Here is a 17,829-nt window from a genome sequence, read left to right as displayed (position 1 = left end):
GTTGCATTTCTATGGCATCAGTCACCTTCGACAAAGCCACCAGGGTGTATCCGGGCCAGGAGCGTCCCGCGGTGGATGCCCTGGACCTCGAGATCGCCGACGGCGAGTTCCTGGTTCTCGTCGGCCCGTCCGGCTGCGGGAAGTCCACCTCGCTGCGCATGCTCGCCGGTCTCGAGGACGTCAACGCAGGCCGGATCTTCATCGGCGACCGGGACGTCACCGACGTCCAGCCCAAGGACCGTGACATCGCCATGGTCTTCCAGAACTACGCGCTCTACCCGCACATGTCCGTCGCGGACAACATGGGCTTCGCCCTGAAGATCGCCGGCAATCCCAAGGCCGAGATCGAGAACCGGGTCAAGGAGGCGGCGAAGATCCTCGACCTGACCGAGTACCTGCAGCGCAAGCCGAAGGCCCTCTCCGGCGGCCAGCGGCAGCGCGTGGCCATGGGCCGCGCGATCGTGCGCCAGCCGCGGGTGTTCCTCATGGACGAGCCGCTGTCCAACCTCGACGCGAAGCTGCGCGTGCAGACCCGCACCCAGATCGCCTCCCTGCAGCGGCGCCTGGGCGTCACCACGGTCTACGTCACTCACGACCAGACCGAGGCCCTGACCATGGGCGACCGCATCGCGGTGCTCAAGGACGGCGTCCTGCAGCAGGTCGGCACCCCGCGGGAGATGTACGACACCCCGGCCAACGTGTTCGTCGCCGGCTTCATCGGCTCCCCGGCGATGAACCTGGGCGACTTCCATGTGCAGGACGGCGCGGCCGTGCTCGGCGAGGCCCGCGTGCCGCTGACCCGCACCACGATCGACGCCCTCAGCTCGGCCGACGACGGCAAGGTCATCGTCGGCTTCCGCCCCGAGTCCCTCGACCGGGTCTCGACGCCCGAGCCGGGCACCATCCCGGTTTCGGTCAACCTCGTGGAGGAGCTGGGCTCGGACGCGTACGTCTACGGTGAGCTGCACGGCTCCCGCGAGCTCGTCGAGCACCTGGGCTCTGGCGAGGACCAGAGCCAGGTCATCGTCCGGATCGACCCGCGCGACGTGCCGATGAAGGGCGACCTCATCCACGTGCGCATCCGCGAGGGGGAGCAGCACGTCTTCTCCTCCGCGACCGGCGAGCGCCTGTCGCAGTAGACCCGCGAGGGGACCGAAGCACCACCACCGCGGGGCGGGGCCACCAGGGCCCGCCCCGCGGCGCATCCCCCCGGGATCGCCCCCTCCCACCCCGCTCTCCCCGCCCGCGAGATGTCGACTCCTCCGCGAGATGTCATTTCCTCCGCGAGTCATCCCGACCCAACCGGACAAACCTCACGTCCCCGGCAGCCCGCCCCCGCGCCGCCCGGCACCCCGACACGAGACAATGGCGCCATGACCACGGCACAGCAGCTGCAGATCACCGCGGCCCGGGTGGACCCGGCGCTGCTGGACCTGCCGTGGGAGGTGCCCCTCGAGGAATGGCCCGAGGACGTCCTCGCCGCCCTGCCCCGCGGCATCTCCCGCCACGTGGTCCGGTTCGTCAAGCTCTCCGGCCGCATCATCGCCGTGAAGGAGATCGGCGAGTCCGTGGCCCACCACGAGTACGACCAGCTCCGGGCCCTCGCCCGCCTCGACACCCCCTCGGTGCAGCCGCTGGCCGTCATCACCGGCCGCGTCGCCCCCGACGGCGAGCCCCTCAACTCGGCCCTGGTCACCGAGCACCTGCAGTACTCCCTGCCCTACCGGGCCCTGTTCAGCCAGTACATGCGCCCCGAGACCGCCGACCGGCTCATCGACGCCCTGGCCGTGCTTCTCGTTCGCCTGCACCTCACGGGCTTCTACTGGGGCGACGTGTCACTGTCCAACACCCTCTTCCGCCGCGACGCCGGCGCATTCGCCGCGTACCTGGTCGACGCCGAGACCGGGGAGCTGCACCCCCAGCTCACCCCCGGCCAGCGCAACTACGACCTGGACCTGGCCCGCACCAACATCATCGGCGAGCTGATGGACCTGCAGGCCGGGGAGGCCCTGGACGAGGACGTCGACGTCATCGAGGTCGGGAATCAGATCGTGGAGCGCTACGAGTCGCTGTGGGCCGAGCTCACCCGCGAGGAGTCCTTCGAGGCCGGCGATCGGTGGCGGGTGGAGGCCCGCATCAACCGGCTCAACGAGCTCGGGTACGACGTGGGCGAGCTCTCGATCACCACCGACATCGACGGCACCACCGTGAGCATCCAGCCCAAGGTGGTCGACGCCGGCCACTTCCACCGCCAGGTCATGCGCCTGACCGGCCAAGACGTGCAAGAAAACCAGGCCCGGCGCATGCTCAACGACCTCGACGCCTACCGCGCCGCGACGGATCGGCAGAACGAGGACCTCACCATCGTCGCCCACGACTGGCTCGACGAGGTCTTCACCCCCACCGTGCGCGCCGTGCCCCGCGACCTGCGACGCAAGCTCGAGCCGGCGGAGATCTTCCACGAGGTGCTCGAGCACCGCTGGTTCATCTCCGAGCAGCAGCAGCGGGACGTGCCGATGCACGAGGCCATCCGGTCCTACACCGATAACGTGCTGCGCCATCGCCCCGACGAGCGCGCCTTCCTGCACCACGGCGGCATCGCGGACGACCCGGCCATCGACTGACGCCCGCCTGTTCGCCCCCTTGCGTCCCCCCGTGAGATGTCATCTTCTCCGCGACATGTCATGACTTCTGATCCGGAAATGCTCGCGACATCGGACGGTACAAAGCGCGCGCGAGCATTTCCAGCCCTACCGGGCCGCCCCGCAGGGGCGGCTATGACTCGCGGAGAAGATGACATCTCACGCGGGAAAGGGGCTCTGAGAAGATGACATCTCACGCGGGAGGGGCGGGGTGAGATGCCGCGCCACCGGCGCGTTATCGCTGCGCGCGCCGGAGCAGCCAGCGCACCACGAGGCCGGCGGCGACCGCGCAGGCCGCCGCGACGGTCGCCCGGCCCACCCACGGGGTGGCGGGCGCCGCGCGCACCGCTTGGGCGCCCGAGCTCAGGACGATCTTCGCCGAGGCTGCCGCGGCGCGGTCCAGCCGCTCCGGGTGGTGGACGACGGCGCTTGGCAGGCTCTCCGGTTCGGCGCGGCCCTCGAGCACCTCGGTCACGGCGGCCGGCAGCCCCAGCGCCGCGATGAACGCGGCGAGCCCCTCGGCGCCGGGTCGGGCGAACGACGCGACGACCGCCTCGGGCTCGGCGCCGGGGATCGCGGCCGCGAACAGCGCGGCGTCGTCGCCGTCGCCGAGCAGGTCGTGGGCCAGCGCGCGGACCGGATCTGACGCGCTCGGCGCGCTCCCGCCCGAGGACCCTCCCGAGGACCCGCCCGAGGATCCGCCCGAGGTCCCGCCGTCGCCGAACACGAACCGGCTGTGCATCGCCCAGCTGAACACGGCGACGCCCTCCGGCTCGCCCTCGGAGGCCTCGGGCCCGGGCAGGAGCGTCGCGGTGCGGTCCTCGTCGTCGACCTGCAGGCGCAGCACCGGGTAGGCGTCAGGGTCCCAGCCGTGCACGCCGAGCTCGTGGCCCGTGCCGGTCGTCACGAGCAGCAGGCGGGTCTCCTCTCCCACGGGCTGCTCGGTGACGGTGACGTCGCGGCGCAGCAGGCTGGCCTGCAGCGGCGCCTGGCGCATGGACATCGCGGTGAGCACCACCGTGCGGGCGTCGTGCACGTCGTCCTCGACCACCCCGGGGATGCCGTCGTCCACGGCCGCCGGGTCTGCGGCGCCTTCGGCGTCCGGCTCCAGGGTGTGCCGCCCCTCGGGGTACACGCCCTCCATGAGCACGTCGGCGTCGAACGCCGTCCCGAGACCGTCGGCCAGCTCGGCGATGGCCGGCCCGGGCGCCACCTGCCCGTCCCGGTTGGTGCCCACCCGGCCAGCGCCGTCGGACAGGATGGAGACGGAGAGCAGGTGCTCGGTGCCGGGGTACCACTCCAGGCGCGCGACCACGGCCGCTGCGTCAAGGTGGGCGGCGACCGCCTCCGGGTCGAGCGTGGGCGCGACGAGCACGCCCTCGGTGCGGTTCCAGGTCACGGCGTCGTTCCTTTCACGCCGCGGCCGGTCGGCCGCGGGATGGATGTCAGGCCCGGGGGATGGTCAGGCGGTCAGGCGGTGCCGGGCCACCTCGTACAGCGCGATGCCGGTGGCGACGGCGGCGTTGAGGGACTCCACCTGCGCGGCGATCGGGATGGAGGCGACGACGTCGCACGTCTCGCGCACGAGGCGGCTCAGGCCCTTGCCCTCCGACCCGGTGACCAGCACGATCGGCTCGGTGGCCAGCTCGAGCTCGCCGACGGTGGTGGCGCCGCCGCCGTCGAGGCCGACGACGAAGCAGCCGGCCTCCTTCAGCTCGTTCAGGGTGCGCACGAGGTTCGTCGCCCGGGCGACGGGCACGCGGGCGGCGGCCCCGGCGGAGACCTTCCACGCGGTGGCGTTGACGCCAGCGGAGCGGCGCTCGGGGACGAGCACGCCGTCGGCGCCGAAGGCCCCGGCGGAGCGCAGCACGGCGCCGAGGTTGTGCGGGTCGGTGACGCCGTCGAGGGCGACGATCAGCGCGGGGTGCTGGGCGCGCTCGGCGCGGTCGAGCAGGTCACGGGCATCGCGGTAGGCGTACGGGGGCACCTCGATGACGACGCCTTGGTGCACGGCGTCCTCGGTGAGGCGGTCGAGGTCGCCGCGGCTGACCTCCAGGAGCGGGGTGCCCAGGGCCGTGGCGGTGCGCACGACCTCGGCGACCCGCTCATCCGTGGCCATGCCGCCGGCCAGGAAGACCCGGGCCAGCGGGATGCCCGAGCGGACGGCCTCGGTGACCGGGTTGCGCCCGGCGATGAGCTCGTGGTCGGGACCGACGCCGAGCGCGGCGCGGACCTTCGCGACCGTCGCCTCGCCCCGGGCGGCCTCGCGAGCACCGTCGCCGCCGCGGCGGCCCGCGACGGGCCGGCCGGACTTCGCCGGCGGTTGGCCGGACCGGGACGGCTGCCCGGACCGGGCGGCCTGGCCGGACCTGGCCGGCTGGCCGGACCGGGTGGAGGGCTTGCCGGACTTTTCGGCCGCCCGCTCGGCGGCGGCCTTGCGCTTGCCGGCGGGGTGGTGCTCGCGCTCCTCCGCCTTCGGGGTGGGGCCACGGCCCTCGAGGCCCCGACGGCGCTGCCCGCCGGACCCGACGACCATGCCCTTCTTCGAGCCCGGCTTGCGCACCGCGCCACGGCGCTGGGAGTTCCCTGCCATCAGCTCTTTCCCTTCAGTTGCCAGCGTGCACCGTCGGGAGAGTCCTCGACGACGACGCCGGCGTCAGCCAGCTGGTCACGCAGCGCGTCGGCCCGCTGCCAGTCCTTGTTCTTGCGGGCCTGGACCCTGTCCTCGAGCACCGCGGTGATGAGCACGTCCAGCGCTTCCCGCTCCGCGCCGTCCGCGCTGGAGCCGCCCTGGGTGCGCCACGGCGCGGCGAGCGGGTCCAGCCCGAGCACGTCGAGCATGGACCGCACCTGCAGCTGCGCGGCGCGGGTGGCGACGTCGTCCTGCTCGGCCAGCGCCGTGTTGCCGGCGCGGAGGTGCTCGTGGATGACGGCGAGGGCGGCGGAGATGTTCAGGTCGTCGTCCATGGCCTCGACGAAGGCGGCGGGCAGCTGGCCGGGGCCCTGGGCGGCGACCTCCGCGGCGTCGACCTCCCCCACCCGCTCGACCGCGCGGGTGACGAAGCCGCTGAACCGCTCCCAAGAGCCGGTGGCCTCGGCGACGGTGACATCGGAGAACTCCACCGTGGAGCGGTAGTGCACGGTGCCCAGGGCGAAGCGGAGCACCGGGGCGCTGGTGCGCTCGAGCACGTTCGCCACGATGAGGGAGTTGCCGAGCGACTTGCTCATCTTCTCCCCGCCCACGGTCACCCAGGCGTTGTGCACCCAGTGCCGGGCGAAGCCGAACCCGGCGGCGTGGGACTGCGCCTGCTCGTTCTCGTGATGCGGGAACCGCAGGTCGATGCCGCCGCCGTGGATGTCGAAGGTGTCCCCGAGGTAGCGCTGGGCCATGGTCGAGCACTCCAGGTGCCAGCCCGGCCGGCCACGGCCGAACGGCGTGGGCCAGCTGGCGGAGGCCGGCTCCCCCGGCTTGGGGGCCTTCCACAGCGCGAAGTCGCGCGGGTCACGCTTGTCCGGCTCGGCGTCGTCGTCCTCGCCGACGGACATGTTCTCCAGGGCCTGCCGGGTGAGGGAGCCGTAGTCCGGCAGGGAGCGCACGCCGAAGTAGACGTTGCCGCTCTCGCCGCGGTAGGCGTGGCCGCGCTCGAGGAGGCGCTCCATGAGCTCGACCATCTCGGTGACGTGGCCGGTCGCGCGCGGCTCGTAGGTGGGCCGGCCGATGCCGAGGGCGTCGTAGGCGGCGGTGAACTCCTGCTCGAACCGGTACGCCCAGGCCCACCACGGGGCGCCGGCCTCGGCGGACTTGGCGAGGATCTTGTCGTCGATGTCCGTGACGTTGCGGATGAGGGTGACGTCGTGGCCGGTGCGGCGCAGCCAGCGGGCCATCACGTCGAAGGCGAGCGAGGAGCGCATGTGGCCGATGTGCGGGGCGCCCTGCACCGTGGCACCGCACAGGTAGATGCCGACCTTGCCCGCCTGGAGGGGCTCGAGCGGGCGGACCGACCTGGTGGCGGAGTCGTAGAGTCGCAGGGTCACGGGCTCAGGTTACCGGGACGGGCCGACACGGCGACGGGGCCGGGGTCCCCGACGCCCAGGCCGGGCCGGGCGTCCAGGCTTCGGCCCCCCGGTTCCGGACGCCGGAGCCCAGTTCCCGCGGCGCCGCGCCCCACACGCCACCGGATGTTCACCGTCCGATGACCCCGGCGGGCTAACGTGCGCTCGTGACGAACCTCTCCGCGCCCGAGCCACCCGCGGGCGCCGCAGCCACCATGCCGGCCGGTGCGCCGGGACCCGCCGGGCGCAGACGCCGCTTCGGCTGGCCCGTCTACGCGTGGGGCCTGTGGGACTGGGGCTCGGCCGCCTTCAACGCCGTGATCACCACGTTCGTATTCACGGTGTACCTCACCTCGGACGCCTTCGGAGCGGGCGCGGACGCGACCCTCGGATGGGTTCTCGCGGGTGCCGGGTTCCTCATCGCCGTCCTCGCGCCCGTCTCCGGGCAGCGGGCCGACCGCAGCGGCCGGCGCACGCTGTGGCTGACGGTCAACACGTCGCTGGTGGTGGCGGCGTCGGCCGGGATGTTCTTCGTCGCGCCGTCGCCGGACTTCCTGTGGCTGGGCATGCTGCTGCTGGCGGCGGGCAACATCTTCTTCGAGTTCGCCTCGGTCAACTACAACGCCATGCTCAACCAGATCGCGACCCCGGCCACGGTCGGCCGGGTCTCGGGCCTGGGGTGGGGGCTGGGCTACATCGGCGGGATCGTGCTGCTGCTCGTCGTCTACTTCGGGCTCATCGACCCCGAGGTGGGCATGTTCGGCATCACCAGCGAGGACGGCATGGACATCCGCGTCACCATGCTGATCTGCGCCGTGTGGACACTGGTGTTCTCGCTGCCCGTCATCCTCACGATCCGCGACCCGAAGGGCCGCCGCGACAAGGGCGAGCGCACGGGCCTGCTCGCCTCCTACCGCCTGCTGTTCCGCTCCGTCGCCGACCTGTGGCGCACCGACCGCAACACCGTCTACTTCCTGCTCGCCAGCGCGGTCTTCCGCGACGGCCTGGCCGGCGTGTTCACCTTCGGCGGCGTCATCGCGGCGGGCACGTTCGGCTTCACCGCCGGGCAGGTGATCATCTTCGGCGTCGCCGCCAACCTCGTCGCCGGCGTCGCGACCATCCTGTTCGGAGCCCTCGACGACCGCATAGGCCCCAAGCGGGTCATCGTGCTCGCGCTGGCCTGCATGATCGCCGCCGGCACGGGGGTGTTCGTCTTCCACGACGCAGGCCGGACGGCGTTCTGGGTCCTCGGGCTGATCTTGTGCATCTTCGTCGGGCCTGCGCAGTCGGCGTCGCGCACGTTCCTGGCCCGGCTCATCCCGGCAGGTCGGGAGGGCCAGGTGTTCGGGCTGTACGCCACTACCGGTCGTGCCGTGAGCTTCCTCGCCCCGGCCGCGTTCTCCGTGTTCCTCGGACTGGGCGCCGCGGCCACCGGTCTGACGGGCAACGACGTGCAGTACTGGGGCATCCTCGGCATCGTCCTGGTGCTCGCCCTGGGCCTGGCGCTGCTGCTGCCGGTGCGCCCGCACTCCCACCGCACCGACACCCCGCTTGACTCCCGGCCCGCCGGCGTCTGAGGGTCGACGGCGTTTCAAGGCCGGCGGCGAACGCGCGGGAGCTCGTCGCTCAGCCCTGCGGCGTGGGGACGACCAGGGCCGTCGCGATGGCGGCCAGGCCCTCCCCCCGGCCGGTGAACCCCAGCCCGTCGGTGGTGGTCGCACTCAGACTGACGGGCGCGTCGAGCGCGGCGCTCATGGCCGCCTCTGCCTCCGCCCGGCGCGGTCCGATCTTCGGCCGCAGTCCGATGACCTGCACGGCGACGTTGCCGATGGCGTAGCCGGCGTCGAGTAGGCGCCGGGCGGTCTCGGTGAGCATGGCCGCGCCGCTGGCGCCGGCCCATCGCGGGTCGGACGTGCCGAACTGCGTGCCGAGGTCCCCCAGGCCGGCGGCCGCGAAGAGCGCGTCACAGGCGGCGTGGGCGGCGACGTCGCCGTCGGAGTGGCCGGCCAGGCCCGTCACCCCGGGCCAGGTGAGGCACGCGAGGGCCATCGGGCGCTCGCCCGCGGTGGCGAAGGCGTGGACGTCGGTCCCGATACCGGTGCGCGGCAGCTGCATGGGCTCAAGTTAGCGGGCCGTGGCGACGGCGTAGCTCGGCGACGTCGTGCACGCGCGTTCCTCGGAGGGATGTCGCGGACAACCAGGACCCCTCGGGGAAGCCATGACATCTCGGTGAGATCATGACATCTCGCGGGAGGGCGGGCGGGATGACATCTCGCGGAGAAGATGACATCTCGCGCACAGATAGTTAGCCCTCGGCCACGAGCAGGTGGGCCAGCGCGAGGTCCCGCGGGGTCGTGATCTTCATGGCCCGCTCGTGGCCGGGCACCACCCACACGGGCTCGCCGAGCGCCTCGACCAGGCCGGCGTCGTCGGACGCGGCCACCGCCTCGTCCGCGGCCCGGGCGGCCCCGGCGGCGTGCGCGGCCTCGAGCAGCGCCCGGTCGAAGCCCTGCGGGGTCTGCACGGCACGAAGCGCGCCACGGTCCACGGTGGCCGTGACAGGTTCCGCCCCGCTGGAGTGGGCCGGCCCGACGGCCTTGATGGTGTCGGTCACCGGCAGGGCGGGGACGACGGCGCGGTGCCCCTGCCGCACGGCGGCCTCGACGCTGCGCACCAGCGCGGGCGGGGCGAGGCAGCGGGCGGCGTCGTGCACCAGGACGACGTCGACGTCGTCGGGCAGTGCGGCAAGCCCGGCGGCGACGGAGGCCTGCCGGGTAGCCCCGCCCGGGACGATGCGGGCGGCCAGGCGGGTGCCGGGCACGTACCCGCCCAGGAACAGGGCCTGGAAGCCGCGCACCTCGTGCGGCGGCACGGTGACGACCACGAGCTCCAGGCAGCGGGCCAGCGCGAGCCCCTGGGCGGCGCGCACCACCAGCGGTACCCCGGCGAGCTCGACGAGCGCCTTGGGCAGCGCCCGGCCGAGCCGGGTGCCCGAGCCGGCCGCGGTCAGCACGGCGGCCGTGCTCACGCCGCCCCCGGACGCACGACGCGCGTGACGGCCGGTGCCATCACGCGCGTGCTGCGGTCGATCACTCTCGGGGTCAGGACGCGAGGACCTCGTCGAGCATGGCCTCGGCCTTGACCTCCTCGGTCTTCTCCGCCAGGGCGAGCTCGGAGACGAGGATCTGACGGGCCTTGGCGAGCATGCGCTTCTCGCCCGCGGACAGGCCGCGGTCGGTGTCGCGACGGGAGAGGTCCCGGACGACCTCGGCGACCTTGATGATGTCGCCGGAGGCAATCTTCTCGACGTTCGCCTTGTAGCGGCGCGACCAGTTGGTGGGCTCCTCGGTGTACGGGGCGCGCAGCACCTCGAAGACCTTCTCCAGACCCTCGGTACCGACGACGTCGCGGACACCGACGAGGTCGACGTTCTCGGCGGGAACCTGGATGGTCAGGTCACCCTGCGCGACACGCAGGTGCAGGTAGAGCTTTTCTTCTCCGCGGATGGTCCGGGTAGAGATATCCTCGATCAGCGCCGCGCCGTGATGCGGATAGACAACGGTCTCGCCGACAGCGAAGGTCATGTCTGGGTGCTCCCTCAGGTCGTGAAGGCCCCTATTCTAGCACGCGGAAATGGCGGATTTCTGCGGCTCGTGAGCGAATAGACACGTGTGGCCGGTCGACACGGCCCGCCACCGCCCACGCGGCGCGGAACTATGCGGCAGCGCCGGGCTCGGCGGACACGCCTGCGGTGGGGCTGCGGCGTTGAGTTCCTCCGGTAATCTCCCCCTGGGAGGCCGCCGCGCTGCGGCGCGCCCGCAGCAGAAACGACGAAGGAGACCTTCCGTGGCCCGCACCATCCGCCGTTCCGCCATCGCCGCCACGATGCTCGGCGCCGCGCTCGTCCTGGCCGGGTGCTCGGTCGCGAACCCGATCACCACGCAGATGGAGTACGCGCCCAGCGACGGCATCCGCGTCGAGGTCGCGGACGGCGTCGTCGTCGAGAACCTCATGGTGCTGACCGAGAGCGAGGGCGGCGAGGGCCACGTGGTCGGCGCCGTCGTCAACCGCTCCAGGGAGAACGCGCTCGTCACGCTGAGCCTCGGCGAGGGCAACGGGGTCCCGGTGCGGGTGCCGGCCGGCAAGACCGCCAACCTGCTCGACGACGGCGTGCGGATCGCGTCCGTCGACGTCGCGCCCGGCGGACTCCTCCCCTCCACCGTGGGTTTGGAGGATGGCGCCCAGATCAGCGTGTCCGTGCCGGTGCTCGACGGCACCATCCCCCCGTACGACGAGGTCCTCGGTCAGGCCTGACCGGTAGGTGGTGCCGCCGCACGGCGTCGTCAGCACGCCCGACGGCGGGAGCGCGCCTCCCGTCGTCCCGGCCCGCTGGGCCTGGGCGCTCTGGCGCAGCTAGACCGACGGGGAGATCAGCTTGTACCCCAGGCCGCGCACCGTCTGCAGCATCGTGGGCCGCGACGGGTCCTCTTCGATCTTCGCGCGCACCCGCTTGACGTGGACGTCGAGCGTCTTGGTGTCGCCGACGTAGTTGGACCCCCAGACCCGGTCGATGAGCTGCCCACGGGTGAGCACCCGGTCGGGGTTGCGCAGAAAGAGCTCGAGCAGCTCGAACTCGCGCAGCGGGATCGCGACCGGCTCGCCGTCGACCCGCAGCTCGTGTCGGTCCACGTCCATCCGCACCCGCCCGACGGCCAGCACCGCGGGCTCGTCGAGGTCGTCCCCGACGCCGGTGCGGCGCAGCACGGCATGCACGCGGGCGACGAGCTCGCGGTAGGAGTACGGCTTGGTGACGTAGTCGTCCGCGCCGAGCTCCAGCCCGACGACCTTGTCGATCTCGCTGTCCTTCGCGGTGAGCATGATGACCGGCACGTTGCCGCGCTGGCGCAGCTGCCGGCACACCTCGGTGCCGGACAGACCCGGGAGCATGAGGTCGAGCAGCACGACGTCGATGCCGCCGCGGTCGAACGCGGTCAGGGCGTTGAGCCCGTCGGCCACCGGCACCACCTCGAAGCCGTCACGCTCGAGCTTGAACGTGAGCGGTTCGCGGTAGGACTCCTCGTCCTCGACGAGCAGGATGGTGGTCATATCAGCGTGTTTCCTCCATGGCGCGACCGGGCCGCTTGCCCGCGTCCGTGATCTGCTCGGGCGCGGCAGGTGCCGCCCCCTCCTTGGCGTGCTCGGTCCCGGTGCCCCCGGCCTTGCCGGCCCGGGCCGCCCCGTCGCCGTCCGCCTCGTCCGGTGTGGCCGACCCGTAGGCCTCGGGCAGCACGAGCGTGAACGTCGAGCCCTTGCCCAGGGTGGACCAGATCTCCACCCGGCCGCCGTGGTCGTTGGCGATGTGCTTGACGATGCTCAGGCCCAGGCCGGACCCCCCGGTGTCGCGGGACCGGGCGGCGTCGAGGCGGTAGAACCGCTCGAACACCCGCTCGCGCTGGTCCTCGGGGATGCCCGGGCCCTGGTCGACGACGGCGATCCGCACCAGGGCGTCCGCGCGCGAGACCCCCACCGACACCCGCGACGACGGAGGGGCGTACCGGATCGCGTTGTCCAGCAGGTTGCGCACCGCCGTCGTGAGCAGCGCGGCGTCGCCGTAGACCCGCAGGTCCTTCGCCCCGCCGAGGACGAGCGTGAGCGTGCGGGACTGGGCCTCCACGCGCACCCGGTCCACCGCCTCGGCGACGACGTCGTCCACCGCGACCAGCTCGGGCTCGACGAGTGCGTCGGGCTCCTGCAGCCGGGAGAGCTCGATGATCTCCTGGACCAGTGCCGCGAGCCGGCGTGACTCCTTGCCCATGCGGCCGGCGAAGTGGCGCACGGTGTCCGGCTCGTCGGCGCTGTCGGCCACGGTCTCGGCGAGCAGCGACAGCGCCCCGACCGGTGTCTTCAGCTCGTGGGAGACGTTGGCGACGAAGTCGCGGCGCATCTCCTCCACCCGGCGGGCGGCCGTGCGGTCCTCGGCGAGCACGAGCATGCGGTCACCCTTGAGCGGTGCGACCCGGACCTGCATGCGCAGGGTGCCGGCGCCCTCGACGGGCCCGCGGGTGAGGGTGAGCTCCGCGTCGCGGATGTGGCCGTCGCGGCGCACCGCGGCGACCATGTCGCGCACCTCGGGGTGGGCCAGGGTGTCGTTGCGGACCAGGCCGAAGCCGTAGGCGGACGCGGAGGCGCGCAGCACGTCGTCGTCGGGCTCGAGCACGACGACGCTCTGGGGCAGCACGGACAGCACGGAGACGACGTCGTCCTCCATGCTCGGCTCCCCCCGCGGGCCCCGCCGCTGCTCGCGCTCGCTCAGCCGGAACGCCAGCACCCCCACCGCCACGACGAGCAGGCCGAGCAGCACGATCCCCACGAGCTGCCACATCTGGTCCACGCAGGCAGGTTAGGCCCGCGTGGCCGAGTTCACCGAGCCACCCCCGGTCGGACCTCGTCCGTTTACCTGCGCGTTACGCCGTGTGCATCCCCGACCGCTTGGCTACGGTAGGCAGAGATGTGCCCGCCAGCCGGGCCGCAACGAGGTGAGGATGACGTGCGCGAAATTTTCAAGCAGGAGATGCAGGAGCTGGGCGAGAGCCTGGTCACGATGGCCGGCCACGTGGCCACCGCGATCGAGCAGGCTGCGACCGCCCTGAAGGTCGCCGACCTCACCCTCGCCGAGCAGGTGATCGACGCGGACAACGCGATCGACGCCCTCGAGAACAAGATCGACGACCTGGGGATCTCGCTGCTCGCCCGGCAGGCTCCGGTCGCGACCGACCTGCGCGTGGTGGTCTCGGGCCTGCAGCTCTCCGCGACCCTCGAGCGCATGGGCGACCTGGCCCGGCACCTGGCCTACGTCGCGCGCGGGCGCTACCCCGAGCCGGCCGTGTCCGGCCCGATGAAGGACATCCTGGACAAGATGGGGGCGCAGGCCACCAAGGTCGGCACGCAGGTGCACCAGCTGCTCGAGACCCGCGACATGAACCTGGCCGCCGCGGTGGAGCAGGAGGACGAGATCCTCGACGCGCTCCACCGGGACTCCTTCCAGGTGGTCCTCGACGACTCTCAGGAGCTCACGCGGCAGGAGATCGTGGACTCCGTGCTGCTGGGGCGCTACCTGGAGCGCTTCGGTGACCACGGCGTCTCCGTGGCCAGGCGGATCTCGTACCTGGTGACCGGTGACACGAGCAACGCGGTGCGGGTGCCCCACGAGTCCGCACCGTCCGACGAGGCGCGCTGAGCCCGAGACCGACCCGGCCAAGAGCCGACGAAGGCCCCCGTACCGCCGAGGCGGTGCGGGGGCCTTCGTGCTGAAGCGACGGCGTCGTCCGCGTCCGCTGGGAGCGGGCGGCGCCGTCGCGCTTACTTGCCCTGGTTGGCGACGGCGGCGATAGCAGCCTTGGCGGCCTCGGGGTCGAGGTACGTACCACCGGGGACCGTGGGGCGAAGGTTCTCGTCGAGCTCGTAGAGGAGCGGGATGCCCGTCGGGACGTTCAGCCCGGCGATCGCCTCGTCGGAGACGCCGTCGAGGTGCTTGATGATCGCGCGCAGGGAGTTGCCGTGCGCGGCCACGAGGACGGACTTGCCCGCCTTGAGGTCGGGCACGATCTCGCCCTCCCAGTACGGCATGGCGCGCTCGAGGACGTCCTTGAGGCACTCGCTGCGCGGGATCGGCTCACCGGCGTAGCGGGGGTCGGCGTCCTGGGACCACTTCGAGCCGAGCTCGATCTCGGGCGGCGGCGCGTCGTAGGAGCGGCGCCACTGCATGAACTGCTCCTCCCCGTACTCGTCGCGGATCTCCTTCTTGTTCTTGCCCTGGAGCGCGCCGTAGTGGCGCTCGTTCAGGCGCCAGTCGCGCTTGACCGGGATCCAGTGCCGGTCGGCCTCGTCGAGGGAGAGGTTGGCGGTCATGATGGCGCGCCGCAGCAGGGAGGTGTGGACGACGTCGGGCAGGACGCCGGCGTCGACGAGCAGCTGCCCGCCGCGCTTGGCCTCCTCGGTGCCCTTCTCGGACAGGGGCACGTCGACCCAGCCCGTGAACAGGTTCTTGGCGTTCCACTCGCTCTCGCCGTGGCGGAGCAGTACCAGCGTGTAGGTCATGCCGGACATTCTCCCATCCGCCGCCCACGGCGGCCCGGGGACCTCCGGGCCGCCGAGACGAGACATCGCTCACCGACCGGACAGCGACCACCCGCTTGGGATTTCGACATCCGTCGGGTTAACGTCAGGACCGTTACTATTTCGTGACCTGCCGACCGCGGGTCCTGACCCCCCTGGAGCTGTTTTCGTGCTCAAGCGCGCCATCGGGCTGCTCGCCGCCGCCGGTACCACCGCGGCGGTGGCATTCACCGCGATCCCTGCCTCCGCCTCCACCGGCGGCAACGGCGGGGCGTTCTCCGACCAGACCAACGTCTCCTTCACCGCCTCGAACGGGCTCTCCTCGAAGTACCACGTGTACGCCTCCGGCGTGCCGGCCGACCGGCCCGCCGGCCTGGTCCTGCAGTTCCACGGCGACGGGGCACACGAGTTCAAGAACCCGTCGTCGCCGTACTCCCTCGGCGGCTCGGAGGGCATCGTCGCGCAGGCGCGCGAGCACGACATGATCACGGTGCCGGTGCTCTCTCCGGACAAGTCCGGCTCTATCACCTGGTGGGAGGAGGGCAGCGCCAACGCCGCGTACGTGCGCGACCTCGTGGCGAAGCTGTACGCCCAGTACGACATCGACACCGAGCGCGTCTGGCTCGTGGGCTACTCCGGCGGCAGCCAGTTCATCACTCAGTTCTTCCTGCCCTCCAGCTCCAACCTCATCGACGGCGGCGGCTCGGTCGTCTTCGGTGGCGGCGGGTCTCCGCGGGTGTCGGCCAGCGGCTTCGACGCCGGGCTTCGGGGCGACTTCCCGATGCACTGGTACACCGGACAGGCCGACGACGGTCGCGACGGCTACAACGCCCTCGCCGACGCCAAGCGCGGCTCGGCGTGGTACCAGGGACAGGGCTTCGCCACGTCGCTGGAGACGCCTGCCGGCGTGACGCACAGCCTCTCGGGCACGTTCGGCCCCGTGGTCGGCCGGCAGCTCGACCTGCACGACGGCGGCAGCGCCGCCTCCCCGGCGCCCGCCCCCGCACCTGCGCCGGCCCCGGCGCCCGCTCCGGCCCCGGCGCCCGCTCCAGCCCCGGCGCCCGCTCCGGTGACCGAGGCGCCCACGGCTGGGACCGACACCCCGAACGAGTCCACGCCCCCTCGCGGCGGCTCCGGCAGCGCTCCGACGCCTGCGACGCCCGGCGAGGCCACCGCACCTGGCGGCGCCACCACCGAGACCCCCACCACCGAGCCGGCCGAGGCCGACGACGCGGTGACGGTCCCCGAGCCTGCGCAGCGCCCCGACCGCGACAAGGCGACGGACAGCACGGACGACGCCGGCCCGGCGGACCGGCTCGGCCGGTTCCAGCGACTCGTCCTCGAGTGGGTCATGCGCCTGTTCGACCGCTGAGCCAGCGTCTCGACCGCTGACCCAGCGGCAGCAGCTGCCGCCGAGTCGAACCACCGACGAAGGCCCGCCTCGCGCACGCGAGGCGGGCCTTCGTGTCTCGGGCAGAGCCTGACCGCGGGGCAGGCGTGGATCTCCGGTGGCGATGAGGTGGGCGGGCGCGCCGGGTCACCTCACCGGGCGCTCGGTCACCGGGTGGCCGGCTCACCTCACCGGACGAACCCGACTCAGTGGGCCTTGTCGTAGGCCTCGCGGATCTCGGCCGAGATGCGGCCACGCTCGGAGACCTCGTAGCCCTGCTGGCGTGCCCACTCACGTACCTTGCCGGCGTCCGCGGCATCGCTCCGGCCCCCCGTGGACCGCTTGGCGGAAATCTTGCGACCACCGGAGCGGCGGGCATGGCCGACCCATTCTGCGAAAGACTCGCGCAGCGCGCTCGCGTGCCGTTCGGTCAGGTCGATCTCGTAGCTGATCCCGTCGAGGGCAAAGGTGACGGTCTCGTCAGCGGGCGAACCGTCGATGTCGTCGACGAGGGTGACTTGAACCTTCTGCGCCATGGTGTGTCTTTCTTCTCGGGCATTCCCGGGAGGAATCTCCCGTGAGGCGCGTCAACACGATCACGCTTGATGAAAGCGTAATTGTCGCGGGAGGAATTGTCACCTTAAGGACGGAAGAAGGATGAAACCAGCGGCCACGGTGGAGGAACTAACCCTCCTCGCGGGCGGCCTTTCTGGCGTCCTCCTCCTCGAGTCGCTTGCGCGCCGCACGTTCATTGCGGTCCGCGTTCACCAGCGCTCGGATGACGATGAAGAACAGAATTCCCACCCCGATGGAGGGGATCAGAGCCACGAGGAAGTCCACCCGGCGAGTGTACGTGGCGCTGTGCGCCGCTCGCGGAGCTGCCGGGCGACAACGGCGCCGAGAGCATTCACGGGGGAGCTCACGGGGCGGCGGCGGCGGGAAGCCTGGTGTGGGCGCCGCTCACACCGACGGCGCCGGGCACCGCACCTACGCCCGTGCCGGGCCTTCCTCCGCCTCTGGCCGGCGAGCGAACGGCACTTCGCTGCGAATACGAGTCCTGCTGCGGTCCATGAGCTGGCCGGCCTCGCCAGCAGCCGACCAATAGCGCTCGACTTACGTCGGTGCTCGAGGCGGCCCGTCCCAGCGACTATGCCGGAGCGGCAAAGAATGTCCGGCCGAACCTGCCGCACGCAGCCGAGCAGTGACATGCCGGTCCGTTCGGTATATCAGCACGGCAATGGCGGCGATTCGCCACGGGTGGGCGGACGTTAGCACTGCGCGCGTCGAGGTGGCCGCACTTCGCCGTGTGTGTCTCCGACGATTACAGCACGCCGGGAGCTGAGCAGAGAACGCGGAGCCCGGCCATTCCGGCACACCGCCACGGATGGGCCGTCACTGGTCCTGCGAGTCCCGCGTGGGCGCAAAGAGGCACCCGTTGCCGGAGTGTCCGGACCCTCCATGCACGAAGGGCCCGATCCGAGGACCGGGCCCTTCCTGTCGGAGCCGCCTGTGGGAATCGAACCCACGACCTATTCATTACGAGTGAATCGCTCTGCCGACTGAGCTAAGGCGGCGCGTACGTCCCGGGCGCGGCCCGGACTCAGCGCGGACCACTGTACCGGGGCGGGT

General features: G+C 72.1%; 17 protein-coding genes and 1 tRNA gene. 6 read left to right on the top strand and 12 right to left on the bottom strand.

Going from position 1 to position 17,829, the window contains the following annotated elements; translation table 11 throughout:
* Positions 1 to 11 precede the first annotated feature (11 nt).
* Entirely contained in the window at positions 12 to 1,139 is a 1,128-nt protein-coding gene (locus tag FE374_RS02265; protein WP_139927049.1) for an ABC transporter ATP-binding protein, read from the top strand.
* A gap of 234 nt (positions 1,140 to 1,373) precedes the next feature.
* Positions 1,374 to 2,624 carry a DUF4032 domain-containing protein gene (locus tag FE374_RS02260; RefSeq protein ID WP_230978428.1) on the top strand — a complete coding sequence of 417 codons (1,251 nt, stop codon included), beginning with the start codon at positions 1,374 to 1,376 and terminating at the stop codon, positions 2,622 to 2,624.
* A gap of 253 nt (positions 2,625 to 2,877) precedes the next feature.
* Here FE374_RS02260 and FE374_RS02255 read toward each other — a convergent pair whose 3' ends face one another.
* The 3 genes from FE374_RS02255 to cysS form a co-directional block, all read right to left on the bottom strand.
* Complete coding sequence (locus tag FE374_RS02255; protein WP_139927047.1) at positions 2,878 to 4,041, bottom strand: hypothetical protein; 1,164 nt, start codon at positions 4,039 to 4,041, stop codon at positions 2,878 to 2,880.
* Positions 4,042 to 4,104: 63 nt separating this feature from the next.
* Positions 4,105 to 5,235, bottom strand: a complete 1,131-nt coding sequence (gene rlmB / locus FE374_RS02250) for a 23S rRNA (guanosine(2251)-2'-O)-methyltransferase RlmB (protein ID WP_139927046.1) — start codon at positions 5,233 to 5,235, stop codon at positions 4,105 to 4,107.
* Positions 5,235 to 6,677 (bottom strand): cysteine--tRNA ligase, encoded by a 1,443-nt coding sequence (gene cysS / locus FE374_RS02245; protein WP_139927045.1) that lies wholly within the window; start codon positions 6,675 to 6,677, stop codon positions 5,235 to 5,237. The genes rlmB and cysS overlap by 1 nt, the downstream gene beginning before the upstream one ends.
* 233 nt (positions 6,678 to 6,910) lie before the next feature.
* Here cysS and FE374_RS02240 point away from each other — a divergent pair, with 233 nt between their 5' ends.
* A complete protein-coding gene (locus tag FE374_RS02240) occupies positions 6,911 to 8,272 on the top strand; it encodes an MFS transporter (RefSeq protein ID WP_139931250.1) in 1,362 nt (453 codons plus the stop codon).
* A gap of 49 nt (positions 8,273 to 8,321) precedes the next feature.
* On the opposite strand, the gene ispF is transcribed toward FE374_RS02240, so the two are convergent.
* From ispF to FE374_RS02225, 3 genes are all read right to left on the bottom strand, one after another.
* Complete coding sequence (gene ispF / locus FE374_RS02235) at positions 8,322 to 8,810, bottom strand: 2-C-methyl-D-erythritol 2,4-cyclodiphosphate synthase (protein WP_139927044.1); 489 nt, start codon at positions 8,808 to 8,810, stop codon at positions 8,322 to 8,324.
* 190 nt (positions 8,811 to 9,000) lie between these two features.
* Positions 9,001 to 9,723 carry a 2-C-methyl-D-erythritol 4-phosphate cytidylyltransferase gene (gene ispD / locus FE374_RS02230; protein WP_139927043.1) on the bottom strand — a complete coding sequence of 241 codons (723 nt, stop codon included), beginning with the start codon at positions 9,721 to 9,723 and terminating at the stop codon, positions 9,001 to 9,003.
* Positions 9,724 to 9,796: 73 nt separating this feature from the next.
* Positions 9,797 to 10,279: a CarD family transcriptional regulator gene (locus FE374_RS02225; protein ID WP_139927042.1), complete on the bottom strand. Its 483-nt coding sequence runs from the start codon at positions 10,277 to 10,279 to the stop codon at positions 9,797 to 9,799.
* Positions 10,280 to 10,541: 262 nt separating this feature from the next.
* Between FE374_RS02225 and FE374_RS02220 the strand changes: the two genes are divergently transcribed.
* The gene (locus FE374_RS02220; protein ID WP_139927041.1) at positions 10,542 to 11,009 is read left to right on the top strand and encodes a hypothetical protein; all 468 of its coding nucleotides are present in this window, start codon (positions 10,542 to 10,544) and stop codon (positions 11,007 to 11,009) included.
* Positions 11,010 to 11,108: 99 nt separating this feature from the next.
* On the opposite strand, the gene FE374_RS02215 is transcribed toward FE374_RS02220, so the two are convergent.
* Together FE374_RS02215 and FE374_RS02210 are read right to left on the bottom strand one after the other, a co-directional pair.
* Positions 11,109 to 11,801 carry a response regulator transcription factor gene (locus tag FE374_RS02215; RefSeq protein ID WP_139927040.1) on the bottom strand — a complete coding sequence of 231 codons (693 nt, stop codon included), beginning with the start codon at positions 11,799 to 11,801 and terminating at the stop codon, positions 11,109 to 11,111.
* 1 nt (position 11,802) lies between these two features.
* Complete coding sequence (locus FE374_RS02210) at positions 11,803 to 13,077, bottom strand: sensor histidine kinase (protein WP_179957366.1); 1,275 nt, start codon at positions 13,075 to 13,077, stop codon at positions 11,803 to 11,805.
* 165 nt (positions 13,078 to 13,242) lie between these two features.
* On the opposite strand from FE374_RS02210, the gene phoU reads away from it, so the two are divergent.
* Positions 13,243 to 13,932 (top strand): phosphate signaling complex protein PhoU, encoded by a 690-nt coding sequence (phoU, locus tag FE374_RS02205; RefSeq protein WP_139927039.1) that lies wholly within the window; start codon positions 13,243 to 13,245, stop codon positions 13,930 to 13,932.
* Positions 13,933 to 14,054: 122 nt separating this feature from the next.
* Here phoU and FE374_RS02200 read toward each other — a convergent pair whose 3' ends face one another.
* Positions 14,055 to 14,792, bottom strand: coding sequence for a phosphoglyceromutase (locus FE374_RS02200; RefSeq protein ID WP_139927038.1), 738 nt, complete (start codon positions 14,790 to 14,792; stop codon positions 14,055 to 14,057).
* A gap of 187 nt (positions 14,793 to 14,979) precedes the next feature.
* Between FE374_RS02200 and FE374_RS19350 the strand changes: the two genes are divergently transcribed.
* Positions 14,980 to 16,182, top strand: coding sequence for a hypothetical protein (locus FE374_RS19350; RefSeq protein WP_139927037.1), 1,203 nt, complete (start codon positions 14,980 to 14,982; stop codon positions 16,180 to 16,182).
* A 224-nt stretch (positions 16,183 to 16,406) separates the two neighbouring features.
* On the opposite strand, the gene FE374_RS02190 is transcribed toward FE374_RS19350, so the two are convergent.
* The 3 genes from FE374_RS02190 to FE374_RS02185 all read right to left on the bottom strand — a co-directional run bounded on the left by FE374_RS02190 (position 16,407) and on the right by FE374_RS02185 (position 17,774).
* Entirely contained in the window at positions 16,407 to 16,736 is a 330-nt protein-coding gene (locus FE374_RS02190; RefSeq protein ID WP_139927036.1) for a histone-like nucleoid-structuring protein Lsr2, read from the bottom strand.
* A gap of 148 nt (positions 16,737 to 16,884) precedes the next feature.
* Complete coding sequence (locus tag FE374_RS19045) at positions 16,885 to 17,040, bottom strand: hypothetical protein (protein WP_168205546.1); 156 nt, start codon at positions 17,038 to 17,040, stop codon at positions 16,885 to 16,887.
* A 661-nt stretch (positions 17,041 to 17,701) separates the two neighbouring features.
* A tRNA-Thr gene (locus tag FE374_RS02185) sits at positions 17,702 to 17,774 on the bottom strand.
* Positions 17,775 to 17,829 lie beyond the last annotated feature (55 nt).

Source organism: Georgenia yuyongxinii (genome assembly GCF_006352065.1).
Lineage (GTDB): Bacteria > Actinomycetota > Actinomycetes > Actinomycetales > Actinomycetaceae > Georgenia > Georgenia yuyongxinii.
Note: the sequence above shows the minus strand (reverse complement) of the source record. Positions and strands in the feature narration are given on the sequence as shown.

What these genes read in the sequence shown, in the direction of transcription:
- FE374_RS02265 (WP_139927049.1), top strand. Translation starts at nt 12, where the DNA reads ATGGCATCAGTCACCTTCGACAAAGCCACCAGGGTGTATCCGGGCCAG.
- FE374_RS02260 (WP_230978428.1), top strand. Translation starts at nt 1,374, where the DNA reads ATGACCACGGCACAGCAGCTGCAGATCACCGCGGCCCGGGTGGACCCG.
- rlmB (WP_139927046.1), bottom strand. Translation starts at nt 5,235, where the DNA reads ATGGCAGGGAACTCCCAGCGCCGTGGCGCGGTGCGCAAGCCGGGCTCG.
- FE374_RS02240 (WP_139931250.1), top strand. Translation starts at nt 6,911, where the DNA reads ATGCCGGCCGGTGCGCCGGGACCCGCCGGGCGCAGACGCCGCTTCGGC.
- ispF (WP_139927044.1), bottom strand. Translation starts at nt 8,810, where the DNA reads ATGCAGCTGCCGCGCACCGGTATCGGGACCGACGTCCACGCCTTCGCC.
- FE374_RS02225 (WP_139927042.1), bottom strand. Translation starts at nt 10,279, where the DNA reads ATGACCTTCGCTGTCGGCGAGACCGTTGTCTATCCGCATCACGGCGCG.
- FE374_RS02215 (WP_139927040.1), bottom strand. Translation starts at nt 11,801, where the DNA reads ATGACCACCATCCTGCTCGTCGAGGACGAGGAGTCCTACCGCGAACCG.
- FE374_RS02210 (WP_179957366.1), bottom strand. Translation starts at nt 13,077, where the DNA reads ATGTGGCAGCTCGTGGGGATCGTGCTGCTCGGCCTGCTCGTCGTGGCG.
- FE374_RS02200 (WP_139927038.1), bottom strand. Translation starts at nt 14,792, where the DNA reads ATGACCTACACGCTGGTACTGCTCCGCCACGGCGAGAGCGAGTGGAAC.
- FE374_RS02190 (WP_139927036.1), bottom strand. Translation starts at nt 16,736, where the DNA reads ATGGCGCAGAAGGTTCAAGTCACCCTCGTCGACGACATCGACGGTTCG.